Origin of the sequence: Mesorhizobium sp. Cs1321R2N1, assembly GCF_037179725.1 — a bacterium.
GTDB lineage: Bacteria > Pseudomonadota > Alphaproteobacteria > Rhizobiales > Rhizobiaceae > Mesorhizobium > Mesorhizobium salmacidum.
Map to the genome: position 1 here is coordinate 1 of NZ_JAPYKP010000011.1, position 19,468 is coordinate 19,468.

General features: G+C 64.3%; 19 protein-coding genes and 1 tRNA gene. 17 read left to right on the forward strand and 3 right to left on the reverse strand.

Annotated features, from left to right (window positions below; translation table 11 throughout):
- Window positions 1-743: 743 nt before the first annotated feature.
- Window positions 744-833: transfer RNA gene (locus O7A61_RS05035), tRNA-Ser, on the reverse strand.
- Window positions 834-1,293: 460 nt separating this feature from the next.
- Here O7A61_RS05035 and O7A61_RS05040 point away from each other — a divergent pair.
- From O7A61_RS05040 to O7A61_RS05050, 3 genes are all read left to right on the forward strand, one after another.
- Window positions 1,294-1,962: a 50S ribosomal protein L21 gene (locus O7A61_RS05040; RefSeq protein WP_337128788.1), complete on the forward strand. Its 669-nt coding sequence runs from the start codon at window positions 1,294-1,296 to the stop codon at window positions 1,960-1,962.
- A gap of 97 nt (window positions 1,963-2,059) precedes the next feature.
- The gene (gene rpmA, locus O7A61_RS05045) at window positions 2,060-2,329 is read left to right on the forward strand and encodes a 50S ribosomal protein L27 (protein WP_015315190.1); all 270 of its coding nucleotides are present in this window, start codon (window positions 2,060-2,062) and stop codon (window positions 2,327-2,329) included.
- A gap of 117 nt (window positions 2,330-2,446) precedes the next feature.
- A complete protein-coding gene (locus tag O7A61_RS05050) occupies window positions 2,447-3,034 on the forward strand; it encodes a GNAT family N-acetyltransferase (RefSeq protein WP_140509963.1) in 588 nt (195 codons plus the stop codon).
- Window positions 3,035-3,218: 184 nt separating this feature from the next.
- Here the strand turns inward: O7A61_RS05050 and O7A61_RS05055 are convergent, their stop codons facing one another.
- A complete protein-coding gene (locus O7A61_RS05055; RefSeq protein ID WP_337128790.1) occupies window positions 3,219-4,088 on the reverse strand; it encodes an endonuclease/exonuclease/phosphatase family protein in 870 nt (289 codons plus the stop codon).
- A 133-nt stretch (window positions 4,089-4,221) separates the two neighbouring features.
- Between O7A61_RS05055 and obgE the strand changes: the two genes are divergently transcribed.
- From obgE to O7A61_RS05080, 5 genes are all read left to right on the forward strand, one after another.
- Window positions 4,222-5,253, forward strand: a complete 1,032-nt coding sequence (gene obgE, locus O7A61_RS05060) for a GTPase ObgE (protein ID WP_027141722.1) — start codon at window positions 4,222-4,224, stop codon at window positions 5,251-5,253.
- 3 nt (window positions 5,254-5,256) lie between these two features.
- The gene (gene proB, locus O7A61_RS05065; protein ID WP_337128792.1) at window positions 5,257-6,429 is read left to right on the forward strand and encodes a glutamate 5-kinase; all 1,173 of its coding nucleotides are present in this window, start codon (window positions 5,257-5,259) and stop codon (window positions 6,427-6,429) included.
- Between the two features lie 3 nt (window positions 6,430-6,432).
- A complete protein-coding gene (locus tag O7A61_RS05070; RefSeq protein WP_337128795.1) occupies window positions 6,433-7,719 on the forward strand; it encodes a glutamate-5-semialdehyde dehydrogenase in 1,287 nt (428 codons plus the stop codon).
- 331 nt (window positions 7,720-8,050) lie between these two features.
- Window positions 8,051-8,638 carry a nicotinate-nucleotide adenylyltransferase gene (locus O7A61_RS05075; RefSeq protein ID WP_337128883.1) on the forward strand — a complete coding sequence of 196 codons (588 nt, stop codon included), beginning with the start codon at window positions 8,051-8,053 and terminating at the stop codon, window positions 8,636-8,638.
- A gap of 71 nt (window positions 8,639-8,709) precedes the next feature.
- Window positions 8,710-10,008, forward strand: coding sequence for an MFS transporter (locus O7A61_RS05080; protein ID WP_337128798.1), 1,299 nt, complete (start codon window positions 8,710-8,712; stop codon window positions 10,006-10,008).
- Here O7A61_RS05080 and O7A61_RS05085 read toward each other — a convergent pair whose 3' ends face one another.
- Window positions 10,009-10,860, reverse strand: coding sequence for a mechanosensitive ion channel family protein (locus O7A61_RS05085; protein ID WP_337128801.1), 852 nt, complete (start codon window positions 10,858-10,860; stop codon window positions 10,009-10,011). It lies immediately after the preceding gene.
- A 242-nt stretch (window positions 10,861-11,102) separates the two neighbouring features.
- On the opposite strand from O7A61_RS05085, the gene rsfS reads away from it, so the two are divergent.
- From rsfS to O7A61_RS05130, 9 genes are all read left to right on the forward strand, one after another.
- On the forward strand, window positions 11,103-11,480 hold the full coding sequence (rsfS, locus tag O7A61_RS05090; protein ID WP_015315198.1) for a ribosome silencing factor: 378 nt from the start codon (window positions 11,103-11,105) through the stop codon (window positions 11,478-11,480).
- An 82-nt stretch (window positions 11,481-11,562) separates the two neighbouring features.
- Window positions 11,563-12,045, forward strand: coding sequence for a 23S rRNA (pseudouridine(1915)-N(3))-methyltransferase RlmH (gene rlmH, locus O7A61_RS05095; RefSeq protein WP_337128804.1), 483 nt, complete (start codon window positions 11,563-11,565; stop codon window positions 12,043-12,045).
- 156 nt (window positions 12,046-12,201) lie between these two features.
- A complete protein-coding gene (locus O7A61_RS05100; protein WP_337105636.1) occupies window positions 12,202-13,551 on the forward strand; it encodes a murein hydrolase activator EnvC family protein in 1,350 nt (449 codons plus the stop codon).
- Between the two features lies 1 nt (window position 13,552).
- Window positions 13,553-14,884 carry a S41 family peptidase gene (locus O7A61_RS05105; protein ID WP_027141729.1) on the forward strand — a complete coding sequence of 444 codons (1,332 nt, stop codon included), beginning with the start codon at window positions 13,553-13,555 and terminating at the stop codon, window positions 14,882-14,884.
- Between the two features lie 188 nt (window positions 14,885-15,072).
- Window positions 15,073-16,254, forward strand: coding sequence for a divergent polysaccharide deacetylase family protein (locus O7A61_RS05110; protein ID WP_337128806.1), 1,182 nt, complete (start codon window positions 15,073-15,075; stop codon window positions 16,252-16,254).
- A gap of 154 nt (window positions 16,255-16,408) precedes the next feature.
- Window positions 16,409-16,924, forward strand: a complete 516-nt coding sequence (locus O7A61_RS05115; RefSeq protein WP_140509947.1) for an RNA pyrophosphohydrolase — start codon at window positions 16,409-16,411, stop codon at window positions 16,922-16,924.
- 92 nt (window positions 16,925-17,016) lie between these two features.
- Window positions 17,017-18,156, forward strand: a complete 1,140-nt coding sequence (gene alr / locus O7A61_RS05120; protein WP_337128809.1) for an alanine racemase — start codon at window positions 17,017-17,019, stop codon at window positions 18,154-18,156.
- 275 nt (window positions 18,157-18,431) lie between these two features.
- Entirely contained in the window at window positions 18,432-18,851 is a 420-nt protein-coding gene (gene rnk, locus O7A61_RS05125; protein WP_337128812.1) for a nucleoside diphosphate kinase regulator, read from the forward strand.
- 14 nt (window positions 18,852-18,865) lie between these two features.
- A complete protein-coding gene (locus O7A61_RS05130; protein WP_337128814.1) occupies window positions 18,866-19,411 on the forward strand; it encodes a nucleoside-diphosphate kinase in 546 nt (181 codons plus the stop codon).
- Window positions 19,412-19,468: the final 57 nt, after the last annotated feature.

The window sequence follows — 19,468 nt, forward strand, 5'->3', positions numbered from 1 at the left end:
GCCACCTGGACGCAACGGGTAAAGTGATCAGGCTGACATAGGGGTTCTGCCTTGTGCTCCGCTTGCACCTACGGCGACAGAGTTCGCCGATATTGAGACCTCGGACCGACGCCCCGGCTTGATGCGCGCCAATGGCGCCGAGAAAAATCTCGCCTGCCTCCTTGAATACTCAAGCGCCACCTCACCGCGGCCGAGCGCGCGTCCGCTTCCGAGATGGCGAGGCGCCGTGGCACGGAGTGCAAGCTGACGGCAGACCGAAATGGACTGGGCGCGCCGGGATTGCGCCCGACTAACAGAACCAACGTCCCAAAATGGCGGCTACACCAAGGTGATTTCGTTTTGGGCGGCCTTGGTCAAGGTGGGCTGATGGATTGGAATGCCGTGCAACATGGGCGATTGGCGTGCCATTGCCGGCCTTTGGCGTGGGTCCAATGCGATGAAGCCAAATCGATAGGCCGAGAGCATGCTCAAAGTAGCCCCTTATGAGGTCGCATATTTGTTCGGAGGTCAGGTCCGGCATGCGGGGCAATCCCAGCAGGTGCATATCCAGTGCGCTGCTTAGGCCGCTGTCCGCAGCGAGAACTTGATCTCATGCGCGTGCAGTCGTCTGGCGTCGCCTGACGACACGGGCGTGGATCTGGGCACGCCGTCCTCCATTCTGGTCCAGGTTTCTGTACCGGGCCGGAGAACCGCCTAAATTCCGTCCCTAAAAGCGCTATGAAACCAGGCGGTTATAAGATTTCTGGCGGAGAGGGAGGGATTCGAACCCCCGATGGGCTTGCACCCATGCCGCATTTCGAGTGCGGTGCATTCGACCACTCTGCCACCTCTCCGCGGTCATGGTCGGCCGTTGCCGGCGCGGCGCACTAGATAACGGCTGAACGGGCAGGTTACAAGGCCAAATCCAGCGATATTTGGCTTGCCGGACAAGCAGTGGGTTCAGGCAGTGGGTTCAGGCAGTGGCGTCAAGGTGGCGTCCGCCGCTCATCGGCGGGGTGCGGCATTGGTGGCCTTGGCAGTCGTCGCTGTCGTCACCGGGTTTTCCGGGTGCGTATGCCCTGCCGTCGTTTTCGCCGGAGCCGCTTGCCCTGGCTGCATCGCCGAGCGGCCAATAACAGTCTCGGCAAGGGCTACTTGCCTTGACTCCCACTCAACCTTCGGTTAGGGACAGCGCGCAATCGGCGTGGAGGGTTCTTCCGCGCCGCTTGTCTTTTGAACCCGCAGACTGACAAAAAGACGGCCGAACCGCCAGAGGCGGTTCATCAAGGCCGACCGAACAGCGAAAGGCAAAAAATGTTCGCAGTCATTAAAACGGGCGGTAAGCAGTATCGCGTTGCCGCCAACGATCTCCTGAAGATCGAAAAAGTCGAAGCCAATGTCGGCGACATCGTCGAGATCGGCCACGTGCTCGCGCATGGCGAGGGCGAGAATGTCACGTTCGGCGCGCCGTTCGTCGATGGCGCTCTGGTCACCGCCGAAGTCGTCGAGCAGGGCAAGAACCGCACGGTCATCGCTTTCAAGAAGCGCCGCCGCCAGAATTCGCGCCGCAAGATCGGCCATCGCCAGCTTTTGACCACCGTGCGGATCTCCGAGATCCTGCTGGGTGGCGCCAAGCCGACGAAGACGGCAGCGGTCAAGGCGCCGAAGAAGGAAGCCAAGGGAGAAGCAGCCACCGAAGCAAAGGCGGAAGCCGCGCCGAAGAAGGAGCCCAAGGCCAAGGCAGCCGAGACCGCGGCCGCGCCGCTGTTCAAGGCGCCGAAGGGCGAGCCGGACGACCTGACCGTGATCAAGGGCATCGGCCCGGTCGCCGCCAAGGATCTCGCCGAGCAGGGCATCATCACCTTCGCGCAGCTCGCCAAGCTGTCTGACAAGGATGTCGCCAAGATCGACGAGCACATGCCCTTCAGCGCCGACCAGATCAAGGACTGGCGCGAACAGGCCAAGGAATTGGCCGCGAAGTAATTTTCTGGCGATTAGGTCGCCGGATCGGACTTGAAACGGAACGCGAACGCGTTCATAAGGCCTTTTAGGCGCCTCGCGGCGCAACGGAGTTAGTTAGATGGCACACAAGAAAGCTGGCGGCTCGTCGCGCAACGGTCGCGACTCGCATTCCAAGCGTCTGGGCGTGAAGAAGTTCGGCGGCGAAGCCGTCATCCCGGGCAACATCATCATTCGTCAACGCGGCACCACCTGGCATCCCGGCGTCAATGTCGGCATGGGCACGGACCACACCCTTTTCGCGCTCGAAACAGGCGCCGTGACGTTCAACAAAAAAGCCAACGGCCGAACCTACGTATCGGTCAATCCGATTACCAAAGCCGCGGAGTAGCCGGTTCCGCACTAGAACACCGGCGCCCATCTCGGGACCGGTGTCTGGCAAAGCCAGGAAAAGGATCAGGGGAGATGGGTTTCCATCTCCCTTTTCTTTTGCCTGGAGGACTTTGAAATGGTTGCCGAAGCGGAAGACTCAGAAGACGAAAGTTACGCGATAGATTGCCCGGTGCTGGTCACCGAGCGGCTGGTGATGCGGGCTCCAGACGAGCGGGATATCGCGCAACTGGTCGAGCTTGCCGATAACCGTCACGTCGCCGAAATGCTGGCGCGCATGCCGCACCCCTATGGCGAAGCCGAGGCTCGCGCTTTCCTCGCCATGACCAAGTCACGCCGCGCCGGCATTGCCTATGCGCTGACGCTGGCCGGCACCGACACTTTCGTCGGCTGCGCCGGGCTGAACACCACCGATCGCGGGCTGGAGCTCGGCTACTGGATCGGCGAGCCCCACTGGAAGCGCGGCTATGCGACCGAAGCAGCTCACGCGCTGGTCGATCTCGCTTTCCAGAGCACCTCGATCCAGGTGCTGCATGCCTCGACGCGGGTCATCAACCCGGCCTCACGCCGGGTGATCCACAAGTGCGGCTTCCAGTATGCCGGCCAGGGCATGCTGAACTCGATCGTCGCCGGCCAGGTGCCGGTCGAGCGCTACCGGCTCGACAGGAAGACCTGGACCAGCCTGCGCAACTGGGTGCATTTTTGATGTGTGCTGATATTCAGGTGAGGCCGGCCTGCAAACGTTGATTTTCTGCGCTTCCGGTGCTCGCGTACGAAAAGTACGCTCCGCTCCGGTTCTCGAAAACCAATGTTTTCGGCTCGGCCTGACCTGAATCTCAACACACATCGGGGGTCCAGCTCGATACCAAGGGTGCCGGGCTGGACTGGGCTCAACCCAGCTCGACCCAGACCGGCAGGTGGTCCGAACCGCTCGCCTTCCGGTCGACCCACAGGCGCTTCAGCGAGCGGGCCAGCGACGCGCTGGTGAAGATGTAGTCGATGCGCTTGTGGCGGCTGGCGTTGGCGGGGTCCTTGGGATCGACCCAGGAGACGAGATCGTCGCCGGCGATATCAAGGCGCATGGCGGCATCGACGGCGAAGTCGGCGGTCAGCGGCATGCCGAATTCATGGTCCGGCCGGCCGGCGAGTTCGACATATTCGGGCGACCCGGCCAGCATGTTGAAATCGCCCATGCCGACAAAGGCTTCCGGATGCGGCAATTCCGGCAGGCCGATCTCGGCCACGCCGGACAGCGCGCCGCCTTCGAGCGCATAGTTCAACAGGCGCCGGCGCAGGAACTGGATCTGGCTGGCGCGTTCGACCGGACTGCGGTGATCGAGATGGATGGAATAGAAGCGGATGAAACCAAGCGGCGTCTCGATCAGCGCTTCCAGCGCGCCGCGCTGGAAGTTCATCATCTCGAAGCTGCGGCTGCGCGGCAAAAGCAGGTTGCGCGACAGATGAATTGGCGTTTTCGACAGGACCATATTGCCGAGCTGGAAGGTGGTGGTGATGGCGCGGCCGTCCTCGATGCGCGAGCCGATATTGGCCTCGAAATTGCTGCCGTAGACGGCGAAATATTCGGGCAGCGCCTCGCCGATCTCGGCGACCATGTCGCGGCTGCCGTTCCTGGGGTTGTTGCGGGTGACCTCCTGCAGGGCGATCACGTCGGCGCCGCGCACGGCATCGGTAATACGTCCGACATCGTAGCGCCCATCGAGACCGATGCCGTATTGGATGTTGTAGGTTACAAGCTTCATGCCGCAATCTCTCCGGCCAACCCCACGCCGGCCATCGTCATAAAACGGCCTCGCCCTTCGCCGCGCCTTGGTTTAGAGCAAGGCCCAAGGTTTAGAGCAATGCCGCAAGGCCAATAAAAGAAACTGCGATCCCATGAAATTTCTCGATCAAGCCAAGGTCTATGTCCGCTCCGGCGACGGCGGCGCCGGTTCGGTGTCGTTCCGGCGCGAAAAATTCATCGAATTCGGCGGACCGGATGGCGGCGACGGCGGCCGTGGCGGCGATGTCTGGCTGGAAGCGGTCAACGGGCTGAACACGCTGATCGACTATCGCTACCAGCAGCATTTCAAGGCCAAGACCGGCGTCCACGGCATGGGCCGCAACATGACCGGTGCCAAGGGCGCCGACGTCACGTTGAAAGTGCCGGCCGGAACGCAGGTCTTCGAGGAAGACAACGAAACGATGATCTGCGACATGACCGTGGTCGGCCAGCGCTTCCTGCTCGCCAAGGGCGGCAATGGCGGCTTCGGCAACCAGCATTTCAAGACCTCGACCAACCAGGCGCCGCGCCGGGCCAATCCCGGCCTGCCGGGCGAGGAGCTCAACATCTGGTTGCGGCTCAAGCTGATCGCCGATGCCGGCCTGGTCGGGCTGCCCAATGCCGGTAAGTCGACGTTCCTCGCCGCCGTCACCGCGGCCAAGCCGAAGATCGCCGACTATCCGTTCACGACGCTGCATCCGGGCCTCGGCGTCGCGCGCATCGACGCGCGCGAATTCGTCATCGCCGATATCCCGGGTCTGATTGAAGGCGCGCATGAAGGCGTCGGCATCGGCGACCGCTTCCTTGGCCATGTCGAGCGCACGCGTGTGCTGCTGCATCTGGTTTCGGCGCAGGAAGAAAATCCGGGCAAGGCCTACAAGACCGTGCGCGCCGAACTTGAAGCCTATGGCCACGGACTGACCGACAAGGTCGAGATCCTGGCGCTGAGCCAGGTCGACACGCTCGACGCCGACGCGCGCAAGAAGAAGGTCGCCTCATTGAAGCGCGCCGCCGGGCGAGCGCCGATGCTGCTGTCCGCTGTCACCGGTGAGGGCGTCGAGGCGGTGCAGCGCGCGCTGATGGCGGTGATCGCCGAAGCCCGCGCGCAAATTGCCGCCCCGGTCGAGACGCGCTGGGAAAAGTAGGCCATGCAGTCGCTCAGGAAATACCGGCGCATCACCGTTAAGATCGGCTCGGCGCTGCTCGTCGACCGGGCGAGCGGCCTGAAGCGCGACTGGCTCGACTCGCTCGCCGACGATATCGCCGTGCTTGCCAATGGCGGTGCCGAGATCCTGGTCGTATCGTCGGGCGCCATCGCGCTTGGCCGCACCATACTTGGCCTCGGCAAGCGTGCGCTGAAGCTCGAGGAAAGCCAGGCGGCGGCCGCCGTCGGCCAGATCGCGCTGGCCGGCGCCTGGTCGGACGCACTCGGCAAAGGCGCCCTGAAGTCGGGCCAGATCCTTTTGACGCTCGGCGACACCGAGGAGCGCCGCCGCTACCTCAACGCACGCGCGACGATCTCGACGCTGCTCAAGATGAAGGCGGTGCCGGTCATCAACGAGAACGACACGGTGGCGACCTCCGAAATCCGCTATGGCGACAATGACCGGCTGGCCGCCCGCGTGGCGACGATGATGGGCGCGGACCTTCTGGTGCTGCTGTCCGACATTGACGGGCTCTACACCGCGCCGCCGGCCCGCGACCCGCAAGCCAAGTTCATCCCGGTGGTCGACCGCATCACGCCTGATATCGAGGCGATGGCGGGAGCCGCCGCGTCCGAGCTGTCGCGCGGCGGCATGCGCACGAAACTCGATGCCGGCAAGATCGCCACCGCCGCCGGCACCGCGATGATCATCACCTCGGGCACTAGGCTGTCGCCGCTGATGGCGATCGAACGCGGCGAGCGCGCCACCTTCTTCAAGCCGAGCACCAATCCTGTCAAAGGCTACAAGACCTGGATCGCCGGCCAGCTGGAGCCGGCCGGGCGGCTGACGGTCGATGCCGGCGCCATCGGCGCGCTCATTTCGGGAAAATCGCTGCTGCCGGCCGGCGTCAAACTGGTCAGCGGCAATTTCTCGCGCGGCGACACGGTGGCGATCCTGTCGCCCGAGGGCCGCGAGATCGCGCGCGGGCTGGTTGCCTACGATGCCGCCGATGCCGTAAGGATCGCAGGCCTGAAGACGGCCGAGATCGAGACGGTGCTCGGTTACGAGGCGCGTTCGGCGATGATCCACCGCGACGATCTTGTGGTGAGTCATTCTAGTGACCAAGTACAGGCCAGTGACCAAGTGCGGGCTGAAGGCGACATAAGCGGAGGATGAGCCATGCTGAAGCTGCATGAAAAATCCGGGGATGACACCGTGGCGCTGATGGCCGATATCGGCCGCCGCGCCCGCGCTGCCGCCCGACCGCTGGCCATCGCCACCACCGCCGCCAAGAACGCCGCGCTTGCCGCCATGGCCGAGGCAATCGTCGCCCGGGAACGGGACATTCTCGATGCCAATGCCATCGACGTCCTGAACGGCGAGCAATCGGGATTATCCGCATCCTTCATGGACCGGCTGAAGCTCGATCCGGCGCGCATCCGCGCCATGGCGGACGGCATTCGCGAAATTGCCGGGCTCAAGGATCCGATTGGCGATATCATCGCCGCGTGGGAGCGGCCGAACGGTTTGCATATCGAGCGCGTGCGTACGCCGCTTGGTGTCGTCGGCGTCATCTATGAAAGCCGGCCGAACGTGACGGCCGATGCCGGTGCGCTTTGCCTCAAGGCCGGCAATCCGGTGATCTTGCGCGGCGGTTCGGATTCGCTCAATTCCTCCTCGGCGATCCATGCCTGCCTGGTCGAGGGACTGAAGGCGGCCGGTCTGCCCGAGGATGCCATCCAGCTGGTGCCGACCACGGACCGCGCCGCGGTCGGCGAAATGCTCAAGGGGCTTGGCGGCAATCTCGACGTCATCATTCCGCGCGGCGGCAAAAGCCTTGTCGGGCGGGTGCAGAGCGAGGCGCGAGTGCCGGTCTTTGCCCATCTCGAAGGCATCTGCCATCTCTATATCGACCGCTCAGCCGAGCTCGACATGGCGGTGCGGATCGCGGTCAACGCCAAGATGCGGCGCACGGGTGTCTGCGGTGCCGCGGAAACGCTGCTGATCGACCGCGCCATCGCCACCACTCATCTGGTGCCGATCCTCGACGCGCTGCGCGCCGCCGGCTGTGAAATTCATGCCGATGCCGAGGTGTTGAAAATCTCCTCCGACGCCAGGCCGGCGACCGATTCCGACTGGGTGACGGAATATCTCGACGCCATCATCGCGGTGAAGCTGGTCGACGGCATCGGCGGTGCGATCGATCATATCGAGACATTCTCCTCGCACCACACCGAGGCGATCGTCGCCGAGGACGCGAAGGCCGTCGAACGGTTCTTCAACGAGATCGATTCGGCGATCCTGCTGCACAACGCCTCGACGCAGTTCGCGGATGGCGGCGAGTTCGGCATGGGCGCCGAGATCGGCATCGCCACCGGCAAGATGCATGCGCGCGGACCGGTCGGCGTTGAGCAGCTGACCTCGTTCAAATACCGGGTGCGCGGATCAGGACAGGTGAGGCCTTGATGTCTTTCGCCCACCAGGTCTGAAACTTTGCGCCCAGGCACCCCCCTCAGTCCTGCCGGACCCGGCCCTTCGCTGTCGCTCCGGGCGTTTGTTATTCAGAAAGCCAGGCAACTGGCTTTCCGTCCTCTTCTCGGACCACTCCTTGCCCCCCTCAAGGGGGGAGATCGGCTGGCATTTCCGGTTTCGCTGATTGTGGACGTTGCAAGATCCGCGGCTGCGATCAAACTGCCAATCTCCTCCCTTGCGGGGGAGATGCCCGGCAGGGCAGAGGGGGGCGCCTAGCACCATGCTTTCGTCTCCCCAGCCCACGGTCTCGTCCGCCTACCTCAAGATGCCGCACGCCGAAAAAGGTCTCGCCGTCGGCCTGTTCGGCGGCTCGTTCAACCCGCCGCATGCCGGCCATGCGCTGGTTGCCGAAATCGCTTTGCGGCGCCTGGCGCTCGACCAGCTGTGGTGGATGGTAACCCCGGGCAATCCGTTGAAGAGCGCACGCGAGTTGGCACCGCTGGCCGAACGGCTGCAGCTGTCGGAGAAGATCGCCAGGAACCCGAAGATCAAGGTCACCGCCTTGGAGGCGGCACACAATGTGCGCTACACCGCCGACACGCTGGCTCTGGTCAAGGCGCGCAATCCCGGCGTCGACTTCGTCTGGATCATGGGCGCGGATAGTTTGCGCGATTTCCATCACTGGCAGCGATGGCGCGAGATTGTGCTCACCTTTCCGATCGCGGTCATCGATCGTCCGGGCGCCACGCTGTCGTTCCTGTCGTCGGTGGTTGCCAAGACCTTCGACTACGCCCGCATCGACGAGGGCGACGCGCCGCTGCTCGCCCGCATGAAGGCGCCGGCCTGGACCTTCATCCACGGTCCGCGTTCCTCGCTGTCGTCGACGGCGATCCGGAAAATGACGAAGGGTTGAGCATCTCGCCCATCCGGCCACGTCGTTTTTACAGCGGCGTCCGCCTGACCGATGGGCGATGCTGATCAGCCATGGCGGTTCAAACCAAAACCCATCCTGCAATCGATCCCGAACAGGGCAGTGCACCCACGCCGCTGATCGCGATTGCCAGCGTCATCGTGTCGATGGCCTTGGTTGCCATCGGCAACGGGCTGATGTTCGCCTATATCCCCGTCCGGCTCGGCGTGGAGGGGTTCGACCCGGTCTGGGCAGGGCTGATCGTCACCGGCCTGTCGGCCGGCGGCCTCGCTGGCTGTATCCTGACCGGCCCGCTGGTGCGCAGGGTCGGCCACGCACGCGCCTTCATGGTGCTGTCGGCACTGATCGCGCTGTCCAATGTCGCCATCGGCGCCGGGCCGCATCCGCTGCTGTGGATCGTGGCGCGCGCGCTTTACGGCTTTGCCATATGCGGGCTGTTCATCGTCGCGCAGAGCTGGCTCAACGACGCGCTGCCGAACGCCATACGCGGCCGGGTGATGGCGGTGTTCTACGTCGCCTACGTTGCCGGCCTTGGCGTCGGCTATGCGACGCTTGCCGTCATCGACATCCACACGGCCGCCGCGTCGTTGATCGGCATTACCTTCACCGCTCTGTCGATCCTGCCTGTCGGCATGACGCGCCTTGCCCAGCCGCCGGCGCCGCAGGCTGCTTCGGTGGCGCTGCGCCGGGCCTGGCGGATTTCACCGGTCGGGGTCGCCGGCATGCTGGCGGTCGGCGGCCTGTCGATGATCATTTCCGGCTTCGCCCCCATCCATGCCACGGCCAAGGGTTATAGCCAGGCCGACGTGGCGCTGCTGTTGTCGGCAATGCCGGTCGGCACGCTGATCCTGCAGATACCGCTTGGCTGGCTTTCCGACCGCACCGATCGGCGTTACGTGCTTGCCGGCGCCGCGTCGCTCGCGGTCTTCGCCAGCGCGCTGGCCGTAGCCTTCGACGGCGGTGCGCTGATGGCCCTTTTGGTGATCTACCTGATCTGGGACGGGGCGGCGGAATCGATCTACGCGCTCTCCAGCGCGCATGCCGCCGACCGCGCCAGGAAGGATGAACTGCTTGCCCTGTCGAGCTCGATGCTGTTTGCCTGGTCGCTCGCCGGCTTCATCGTGCCGGGCATCGTCACGGCGCTTTCCGCCGTCTTCGGCACGGCAACCTTCATCTATGTCGGCATCGTCATCGCCTCGGCATTCTGCCTGTTCGTGTTGTGGCGGGTGATCGCGGTGCGGCCCGTTCCGGCGGCCGCCACGGGCAGTTTCGCGCCGATGTCGGCGCAAGCACCGTTGCCGGTGGAACTCGCCTTCGCGCCGGACGAAGAGGCCCGCCGCAGAGGCGGTTGATTACTGCTTGCGGGTCTCGGGCGACGGTGCTTCCGGGGGTGGCAGCGGGATGGAGATGCCTTCACTGTCGAAGGCCTGCTTGGCGCGTTTGGTCATATCGATCTGGGTGGCGAAATAGTCCGCCGCCGCGGTCCAGTAGCGCAAGGTGAGCGAAACGGTCGTATCGCCGAGTGCGCCCACGAAGGCGATCGGCGCCGGTTCGCGGCGGATGCGCTTCTCGGCGCCGGCAATGCCAAGCAATGTCTTCTGCGCGCCGTCTATGTCGTTCCAGGAGCCGATGCTGAGCGTGATGTCGGTGCGACGCACGCCATTACGGGTGAAATTGCGTACCGGTTGGTTCCACAGCGTCGAATTGGGCGCCAGTATGTAGACGCCGTCGGCGGTCCTGAGCTTGGTGGCGAAGAGGCCGATTTCCTCGACCGAACCGGCAATGGCGCCGACCTCGACCGATTCGCCGATGCGGAACGGCCGCAGCGCCAGAAGCATGATGCCGGCGGCGATGTTCTGCAGCGTGCCTTGCAGGGCGAGACCGATGGCCAGGCCGATGGCGCCGATCGCGGCGATGATCGATGCGGTCTGCACGCCGAACTGGCCGAGCACCATAATGACGACGAGGATCAGGATGGCGTAGCGGACGATCTTGGAAAAGAAATGCCGCAGCGTCGCGTCGAAACCGTGGATATGGCCGAGGCCAGCCGAGATCGAGCGCTCGGCAAGGTTGGCAACGATGTAGCCGACCACCAGGAGGATGACGGCGCCGATGGCGGAGAAGGAATAGGAAACGATCAGCGTACTCAGCTGTGCGAGGCCGGTCTGGACGGTGAGAAGGGTGTTTTGCGGGTCGATCGGCATGGCGGGATTCCGGTTGGTCGGTCAGCCGATAACCGCTGCGGAACGCCTGGGTTCCGATGTTTCTGCGTCTCGCGTGGAACAATATACCAGTCGGCGAGTTCGCGTGAGTTGGGGCTCCGTCTTGAAACTGCAACGGAACTCTGCCTATCTAAGAGGTGTCACCTGCTTCAAGGGGTGATTTGGTTGTTCTTGCTGCGAAAGGAAATACACTGAGAACAGCACTGCGGAAGAAGGCCGATATCATGCCTTCGCCGGCCAGGATCAGCGTAGACGACGCCGTGTCCCGCGCCATCAAGACAGTCCTTGCCAGTCTGGAAGACTCCAAGGCCGAAAATATTGTCTCAATCGACATTCAGGGGAAATCGAGCCTCGGCGACTACATGGTCGTCGCGTCGGGCCGATCGCACCGTCATGTCGCGGCTGTCGCCGATCATCTCCTCAAGGCGCTCAAGGATGCCGGCCTCGGCACTGCGCGCGTCGAGGGATTGTCCGGTGCCGACTGGGTCCTGATCGATTCTGGCGATATCATCGTCCATGTCTTCCGCCCCGAAGTCCGCGAATTCTACAATCTCGAAAAGATGTGGCAGGCGCCGGACCTCGAGGAAGAGACCCTCCACTAGGCCGCCTTTGTTGATGCATGCCATGCCGAAAAACCGGCTCCCACCCTTGGGTGACATGCACTAGCGGCTTATAGAGGCGAGGATGAAGATTTCAGTTCATGCCGTGGGCCGAATGAAAACCGGCCCCGAGCGGGAGTTGGCCGACCGCTATTTCGAGCGCTTCGCCAAGAGCGGACCCGCCGTGGGGCTCGAATTCGCCGGCATCACCGAGATCGCCGAGGGCCGCGCGCAGAGCGCCAGCGAGCGGCAGCGCGACGAAGGCTCGCGCCTGCAGGCGCAGCTGCAGCCAGGCACGGCATTGATCCTGCTCGATGAAAGAGGCAAGAGCCTGTCCTCGCAGGATTTCGCCGGCCGTATCGGACAGTTGCGCGACGGCGGACGCAAGGCGCTGGTGCTCGCCATTGGCGGCGCCGACGGCCACGATCCGCCGCTGCGTGACCAAGCCGAGCTGGTGCTGTCGTTCGGGGCGCTCACCTGGCCGCATCAGCTGGTGCGCGTGATGCTGGGCGAACAACTCTACAGGGTGGCGACGATCCTGTCGGGCCATCCCTATCACAGATCCTGAAAGCCGCCGGGTCGCACCGAATTTAGCCCCAATGCCGCGTAAAATTCATTTTGGGGCTGCCTTCGCTTTGCAGGGTGTTATTGCGAACCCTTTGGGCGACAGGCGCTAACATGGTTGATGATTCGTTAACGAAGCCGCGGATAGAATCGATCGCGAATGTCTGAAGGCTGGAAATCGACGACGGGCTCATCGACCGGGAGCTCCTGGCGCGCGCGCTGCGGTATCGCGGCGGCGGCGGTGCTTCTGTCGCTCCATGCGGTGCGGGCCGAGAACACGCTCGACATGGCGCCCGATCCGGACCAGAGCCGCGCCGAATACGAGCAGGTTTCCAAGGAAATAACGCTGTCGTCGGAACGGCTGGCGAAGCTCGCCGCCGATATCGCCACGGTCAAGAAGGACCACGCCTCGATCACCGCCGCGCTCATTCAGTCTGCGATGACCGAACAGAAGCTTGGCCAGGACATCGAGGACATCGGCGCCAAGCTGGAAGGGCTGAAGGGCCAGCAACAGAAGATCCGCGCTTCACTGGCGGCGCGGCGCGACGTGCTGGCCGAAGTGCTGGGCGCCCTGCAGCGCATGGGGCTCAATCCGCCGCCGGCGATCCTGGTCAAGCCGGAGGACGCGCTGTCGTCGGTGCGCAGCGCCATCCTGCTCGGCGCCGTGGTGCCGGAATTGCGCCAGCAGACCGATGCGCTGCTGGCCGACCTCAAGGAGCAGACCCGGGTGACGGCGTCGATCGAGGCCGAGCGGACGCGGCTGACGGCAGCGGTCGGCGACCAGGCGGCGGAGAAGAAGCGGCTCGGCATGCTGCTGGAGGCCAAGCAGAAGCTCGAGGCCGACACGAAGGCGCAGATGGCGGCCGAACAGCAGCGTTCCGAGCAGTTGGCGGCCAAGGCCAGCAGCCTGAAGGATCTGATCGCTTCGCTCGAGGCGCAGGCCGACAAGAACCGCAAGGCCGCGGATGCCGCGAAGGCAGCCGATGCGGCAAAGACCGGGGGCACCGAGCCCGGTGGCGACCAGACGGCATCGCTGCCGGTTCCCGAAGGCAACAGGTTGACCGCGGCGACGCCTTTCTCGGCACTGCAGGGACAGATCGCCTTGCCGGTCACCGGCCGCATCAAACGCCGTTTCGGCGTCGACGACGGTAACGGCGCCTTGATGCTTGGGGACATGGTTGCGACACAATCGGGAGCCATCGTTACCGCGCCGGCGGATGGGAATGTGCTTTATGCGGGGCCGTTTCGCTCCTATGGTCAGCTCTTGATCCTCAATGCCGGCGACGGTTATCATGTCGTCCTGGCTGGGATGAGCAGAATCAGCGTCGCGACTGGCCAGTCAGTGCTCGCAGGAGAGCCGGTCGGTGCGATGGGAGAAGCCCGGGTGGCAAGCACCTCGGTTTCGAAGAATGGAAATGCCACGCCGGAACTCTATGTCGAGTTCCGCAAGGATGGAAAACCCGTCGATCCGGCCCCATGGTGGGCGGACCGTTTTTCTGGAAGGACGTGAAATGATGCGGAAACTGTCGCTTCTGATTGCCGGTGCGCTGATGGGCGCCTCCGCCATGAGCCTTGTCTATGGCGCACCCGGCTCGGCGGCGAACGCTGCAGGGTCGGAGACCTACAAGCAACTGGCGATCTTCGGCGACATCTTCGAGCGGGTGCGGGCGCAGTATGTGACCCCGCCCGACGACAAGTCGCTGGTCGAGAACGCCATCAACGGCATGCTTTCCTCGCTAGACCCGCATTCCTCCTACATGAACGCCGAGCAGGCGCAGGACATGCGCGTGCAGACCAAGGGCGAGTTCGGCGGCCTCGGCATCGAGGTCACCATGGAGAACGACTTGGTCAAGGTGATCACGCCGATCGACGACACGCCGGCTGCCAAGGCGGGCGTGCTGGCCGGCGACTATATCGCCAAGATCGACGGCGAGGAGGTTCGCGGCCTGACGCTCAACGACGCGGTCGACAAGATGCGCGGCCTGGTCAACACGCCGATCAAGCTCACCATCCTGCGCCAGGGCGCCGACAAGCCGATCGAACTGACGGTGGTGCGCGACATCATCAAGGTCAAGGCGGTCAAGTTCCGGGTCGAGAACGACATCGGTTACATGAAGATCACCTCCTTCACCGAAAAGACCTATGACGACCTCGAGAACGCCATCGACACCATCAAGAAGCAGGTGCCGGACGACAAGCTCAAGGGCTATGTGCTCGACCTGCGCCTCAATCCGGGCGGCTTGCTCGACCAGGCGGTGAGCGTGTCGGATGCCTTCCTGAAGCGCGGCGAGATCGTCTCGACGCGCGGCCGCGATCCGAAGGACGTCACCCGCTTCGACGCCAAGCCGAAGCAGACCGACGACATCAACGGCAAGCCGATGATCGTGCTCGTCAATGGCGGCTCGGCCAGCGCTTCGGAAATCGTCGCCGGCGCGCTGCAGGACTTGCGCCGCGTCACGGTGGTCGGCACGCAGTCCTTCGGCAAGGGCTCGGTGCAGACCATCATCCCGCTCGGCGAGAATGGCGCGCTCAGGCTGACGACGGCGCTCTATTACACGCCGTCGGGCAAATCGATCCAGGGCAAGGGCATCACGCCAGACATCAAGGTAGACCAGCCGCTGCCGCCGGAACTGCAGGGCAGGGACCTGACGCGCGGCGAATCCGATCTCAAGGGCCATATCAAGGGTGCCGACGAGAGCAAGACCGGCTCCGGTTCCGCAGCCTATGTGCCGCCGGATCCGAAGAACGACCTGCAGCTCATCTATGCCGAGCAGCTGCTGCGCGGCCAGAAGACCGATCCGTCCTTCCCGCCCAATCCGGAAAAGGCCGTGCTCAACCAGTAAGGCCGGCAACCGGTCTGGCCGGTTGAACGAAGCAATGCGATGCTGCCGGGACCGAAAGGTTCCGGCAGTTTGATTCGGGGGCAGGACCAGGCCTCCAGATACAGCGCCAGGCGGGCGCCAGGATTGATGATTTCGTGCATCTGTTGCCGAAGGGGGTCGTCTTCGGAACCGTGCACCGGGGACAGGGCTTGGCTGATATCGGCAAGGACATCGAACGCCCGCTTGGACAGACTGTCCGGGCGCCGCGTGCCGCCGGCAAGATCAGCGTAGGCGTGATCGCGGCGAGCGCGGTCGTGCTGGCCGTGGTCGGCGTCTCGGCCGCGATCGCGCTCAGGGAAAAGCCGTTTCGAAAACCGCAGGAAGTCGCCGTTTCGACACCGAAAGTGACGGCGGCGGCCGAGCCGACCGCGTCGTCTCCCGCATTGGCCCCGGCGGCGATGCCAAAAGTGGAGACGCCGGCGAAGACGGGCGGTCCGCAGATCATCCATGTGCAGACGGAAGAAGGCGATGGCCCACCCAAGGCGGCAATCGTCATTCGCGATCCGTCGACCGTCGGCCAGAACCTCAAGATCGCGCATATTCCCGACAGGGCGCTGATAGAAACCAGTGAAACCGGACCCTTGCCGATGCGCTCCGCCGATGGCCGGCGGCCGTTCGACGTTTATGCGCGGCCATGGTCCGGCACACGCGGCGCACGTGTGGCAATCGTCATCGGCGGGCTCGCGGTTTCACAGACCGGCACCCAGGCGGCCATTGCCAGGCTGCCGGCGGAAGTGACGCTGGCCTTCGCGCCACAGGGCAACAGCATCGGCCGCTGGATGCAGGCAGCGAGGCAGAGCGGCCATGAGATCGTCATGCAGGTGCCGCTCGAACCGTTCGACTATCCCAACGTCAACCCCGGCCGCAACACGCTGACGGTGGCGGCGACCCCCGACGAGAATCTGAAAAACCTGCACTGGGCGCTGTCGCGCACGACGAACTATACCGGCGTCATGAACTATATGGGCGCGCGGTTTTCCTCCGACGCGGCGGCGATGCAGCCGTTCATGGCCGAGCTCGGCAAAAGGGGCCTCGCCTATATCGACGATGGCTCGTCGGCGCGCAGCCTGGCGCCAGACGTGGCGCTGAAGGATGGCGTGCCTTTCGTCGCCGGCGACACGGTGATCGACGCGGTGCAGGATCGCGGCGCCATCCTGAAGAAGCTCGACAGTCTCGAAGCGACCGCGCGTGCCAAGGGCACGGCCGTCGGCATCGGCTCGGCTTTCGACCTGACGGTCGACACGGTGTCGTCATGGGTGGCCGAGGCCAAGAAGCGCGGCATCGAGATCGTGCCGATTTCAGCGGTGGCCGTCGATCCACAAAAAGGTTAACAGCCGTCTTGATAATTCCACTCGGGCGGGCATCTGGCGGCGCTTTCCGCGCTTCCGGTGCTCGCGTACTTTAAGTACGCTCCGCTCCGGTTCTCGAAATCACTCGCCACCTGCCTCACCAGAGCGAATTCTCAAAACGGCTGGAACCTCACCTATGGCCAAAAAAGTCGACCGCGAAACGCTGCCCTATCGCCCCTGTGTCGGGTTGATGATCCTCAATGGCGAGGGGCTGGTCTGGGTCGGGCATCGCATTGCCGAACCCGACAGCGAATTCGCTGGTACCACGCAGCTCTGGCAGATGCCGCAAGGCGGCATCGACATGGGCGAGGAGCCGCTGCAGGCGGCGGAGCGGGAGCTCTATGAGGAGACCGGCATGCGCAGCGTCTCGATGCTGGCCGAAGCGCCGGACTGGATCAACTACGATCTGCCGGACCACCTCGTCGGTATCGCCTTCAAGGGCAGGTATCGCGGCCAGACGCAAAAATGGTTCGCCTTCCGCTTCCATGGCGATACCAGCGAGATCCAGATCAACCCGCCGCCGGGCGGCCACACCGCCGAATTCGACAAGTGGTCGTGGCGGCCGATGCAGGACCTTCCCGACCTTATCGTGCCGTTCAAGCGTCAGGTCTATGAAGATGTGGTGGCGGCGTTCCGGCATCTGGTTCCCTAGTATATCGCGCGTCGGCCGTGGTTCGAGGGCCGCTGTTGCCGTGTCGGCCCAGCGGTCCTATTGATATCTTATCCGCTACAAGGAGGGTCGCCATGAACGACGCCCCCACAAGATTGCTGCCTGATGATGGCGCTGCCGTAAGCGAGGCGGCGGCCGGGGCCATTCTCACCATCGATCTCAGTGCGATCCGCGAAAACCACCGGCGGCTGAAGGCAAGGCTGGGCGGCGTGCGCTGCGCCGGCGTGGTCAAGGCCGACGGCTACGGTCTCGGCGCGAGCCAAGTGGCATCGGCGCTGGCGAGAGAAGGCTGTGACGTCTTCTTCGTCGCGCTGCTGGCCGAAGGCATCGCGCTCCGGAAGGCGATCGGGGCCGGACCTGAGATCCACGTGCTGAACGGACTGCCGCCGGGCTCCGAGCCGGAAGCGGTCGCGTCCGATCTCTGCGCGGTCGTCAACAGTGGCGCGCAGTTGAAAGCCTGGCGCGCGGCGGCACATCGCGTTGGCCGAAAACTTCCGGCCGCCATCCAGGTCGACAGCGGCATGTCGCGGCTTGGCATGGCACCAGCCGAAGTCGAGGCGATGGCCGGTGATGCCACCGCGTTTGACTGCATCGACGTCAGATATGTGATGAGCCACCTGGCCTGCGCCGACGAGCCTGACCATCCCGCCAATGAACAGCAGCGGTTAGCCTTTGAGCGGCTGCGCGCCATGCTGCCCGAGGCGCCCGCCTCGCTCGCCAATTCCTCCGGCGTCTTCCTCGGGCCGTCCTACCACTATGATCTCGCCCGCCCTGGCGCCGCGCTCTACGGCATCAATCCGACGCCTGCCGAACCCAACCCGATGCTGCCGGTGGTGCGGCTGCAGGCCAAGGTGGCGCAGACGCGCTGCGTGGAACAGGGCACGGGCATCGGCTATGGCCACACCCATCATGCGGAAGGGCCGCTCAGCCTGGCGACCATCTCGTTCGGCTATGCGGATGGCTGGTTGCGCCGGTCAGCGTCCGCCGCCTGGTTCGAGGGCGCGCGCCTGCCCTTCCTCGGGCGCGTGTCGATGGATTCGATCATTCTCGACATTTCCGCCCTGCCGCCCGGCAAGCTTCGCGAAGGGGATCTCGTCGAACTGCTCGGCCCTTCGCAAAGCGTCGACGACGCCGCCGGCCATGCCGGCACCATCGGCTATGAAATCCTGGCCAGTCTCGGCACGCGCTTCCACCGGCGCTATGTTGGCGGTTGAGCGGTTTGGCCGCGCTTGACAAGCGGACGCCTGTCGGCAAGGTTCGGCGCATGAGCAACCTCGCTTATATCAGAACCTTGTTCAGGGTCTGCCCGATCGCGGGATCGTAGCCCCGGCGCGGCCGCCTTCCGGCGTTCGTCCGTCCCGGGGCATCCATACATCCACCCATCGCCATCAAGCCGCACCGCTTTCCGCGGCTGCCGGCTTTCATCAGGCCGCCGTCAGCGCGGCGGCAAGCGCGCATCTGTTCGATGCGCCGATCCATGAGGTTTGTCATGCAACATGCAACGGGACTGCGTCCATCCGCCCAGATTCTGATCAGCGACACCGACCATGACAGGTTGACCGGTCTGGCGAGCACCTTGCTCGACCGCGCGCCCGAGACGGCTGAAGAGTTGCTCGCGGAGCTGGACCGGGCGGTGATCACGGAAGCGGAGGCAATGCCGACCGACGTAGTACGAATGGGATCGACGGTCACGGTTCGCGGCGAAAGCGGTGATATCAAGCACATTACGCTGGTCTATCCCGGCGACGCCGATATTGCCGAAAACCGGATTTCGGTGCTGACGCCGATGGGAACGGCGCTGGTCGGCGCCAGCATCGGGCAGGTGGTGTGCTGGAGCGGTCGAGGCGGCCGCAAACTGTCGGTGACCGTGGAGGCCGTCGATACGCCCGTCGGCGGCGGCGAGTACTGATCGTGGAGGCGGTGATGAAAAACGGAAGCTGTCGCCTGACGACGAAGGATTTCGCCGTCCTGGAAGTGATGCTTGAGCGGCGACGGGCCTTCGCGGATCCGATGGTCCGGATGATCGAAGAAAAGCTTTCCAATGCCGGCGTCGTGCCCATCGAGTCGATCGAAGCCGATATCGTGACGCTGAACAGCCGGGTGGTGTTTTGCGTCGATGCCGGTGTGGCCGAGACGCGCACCCTGGTGCAGAGCGAAATACGTGGACCAGTCGGCTCCAGCCTGTCGGTGGCAACCAGGCGCGGGCTGTGCATGCTTGGCATGGCGCAAGGCCAGACGGCTTCGCTCGAGCACCCCGACGGCAGGCGCGAATCGATCCGGATCAAGGCGGTGCTCTATCAGCCGGAAGCCGCGCGGCGGGCAGCCCGGGAAAGAGCCGCCGCTGGCGGACCGCGGCCGCACGGACTGACCCTCGTCTACAGCGCCGACATTTCCATCCGGCCTCTTGGCGGGACGGCAGGAATGCGGCAGACAGAGAGAGATGACGACCCCGGTCCGTCAGCGGCATGAAAGCCATGGCGCAAGGTCGCGAAGATCGGAATCGATTTTCGCCGGCGATCGTGTGCG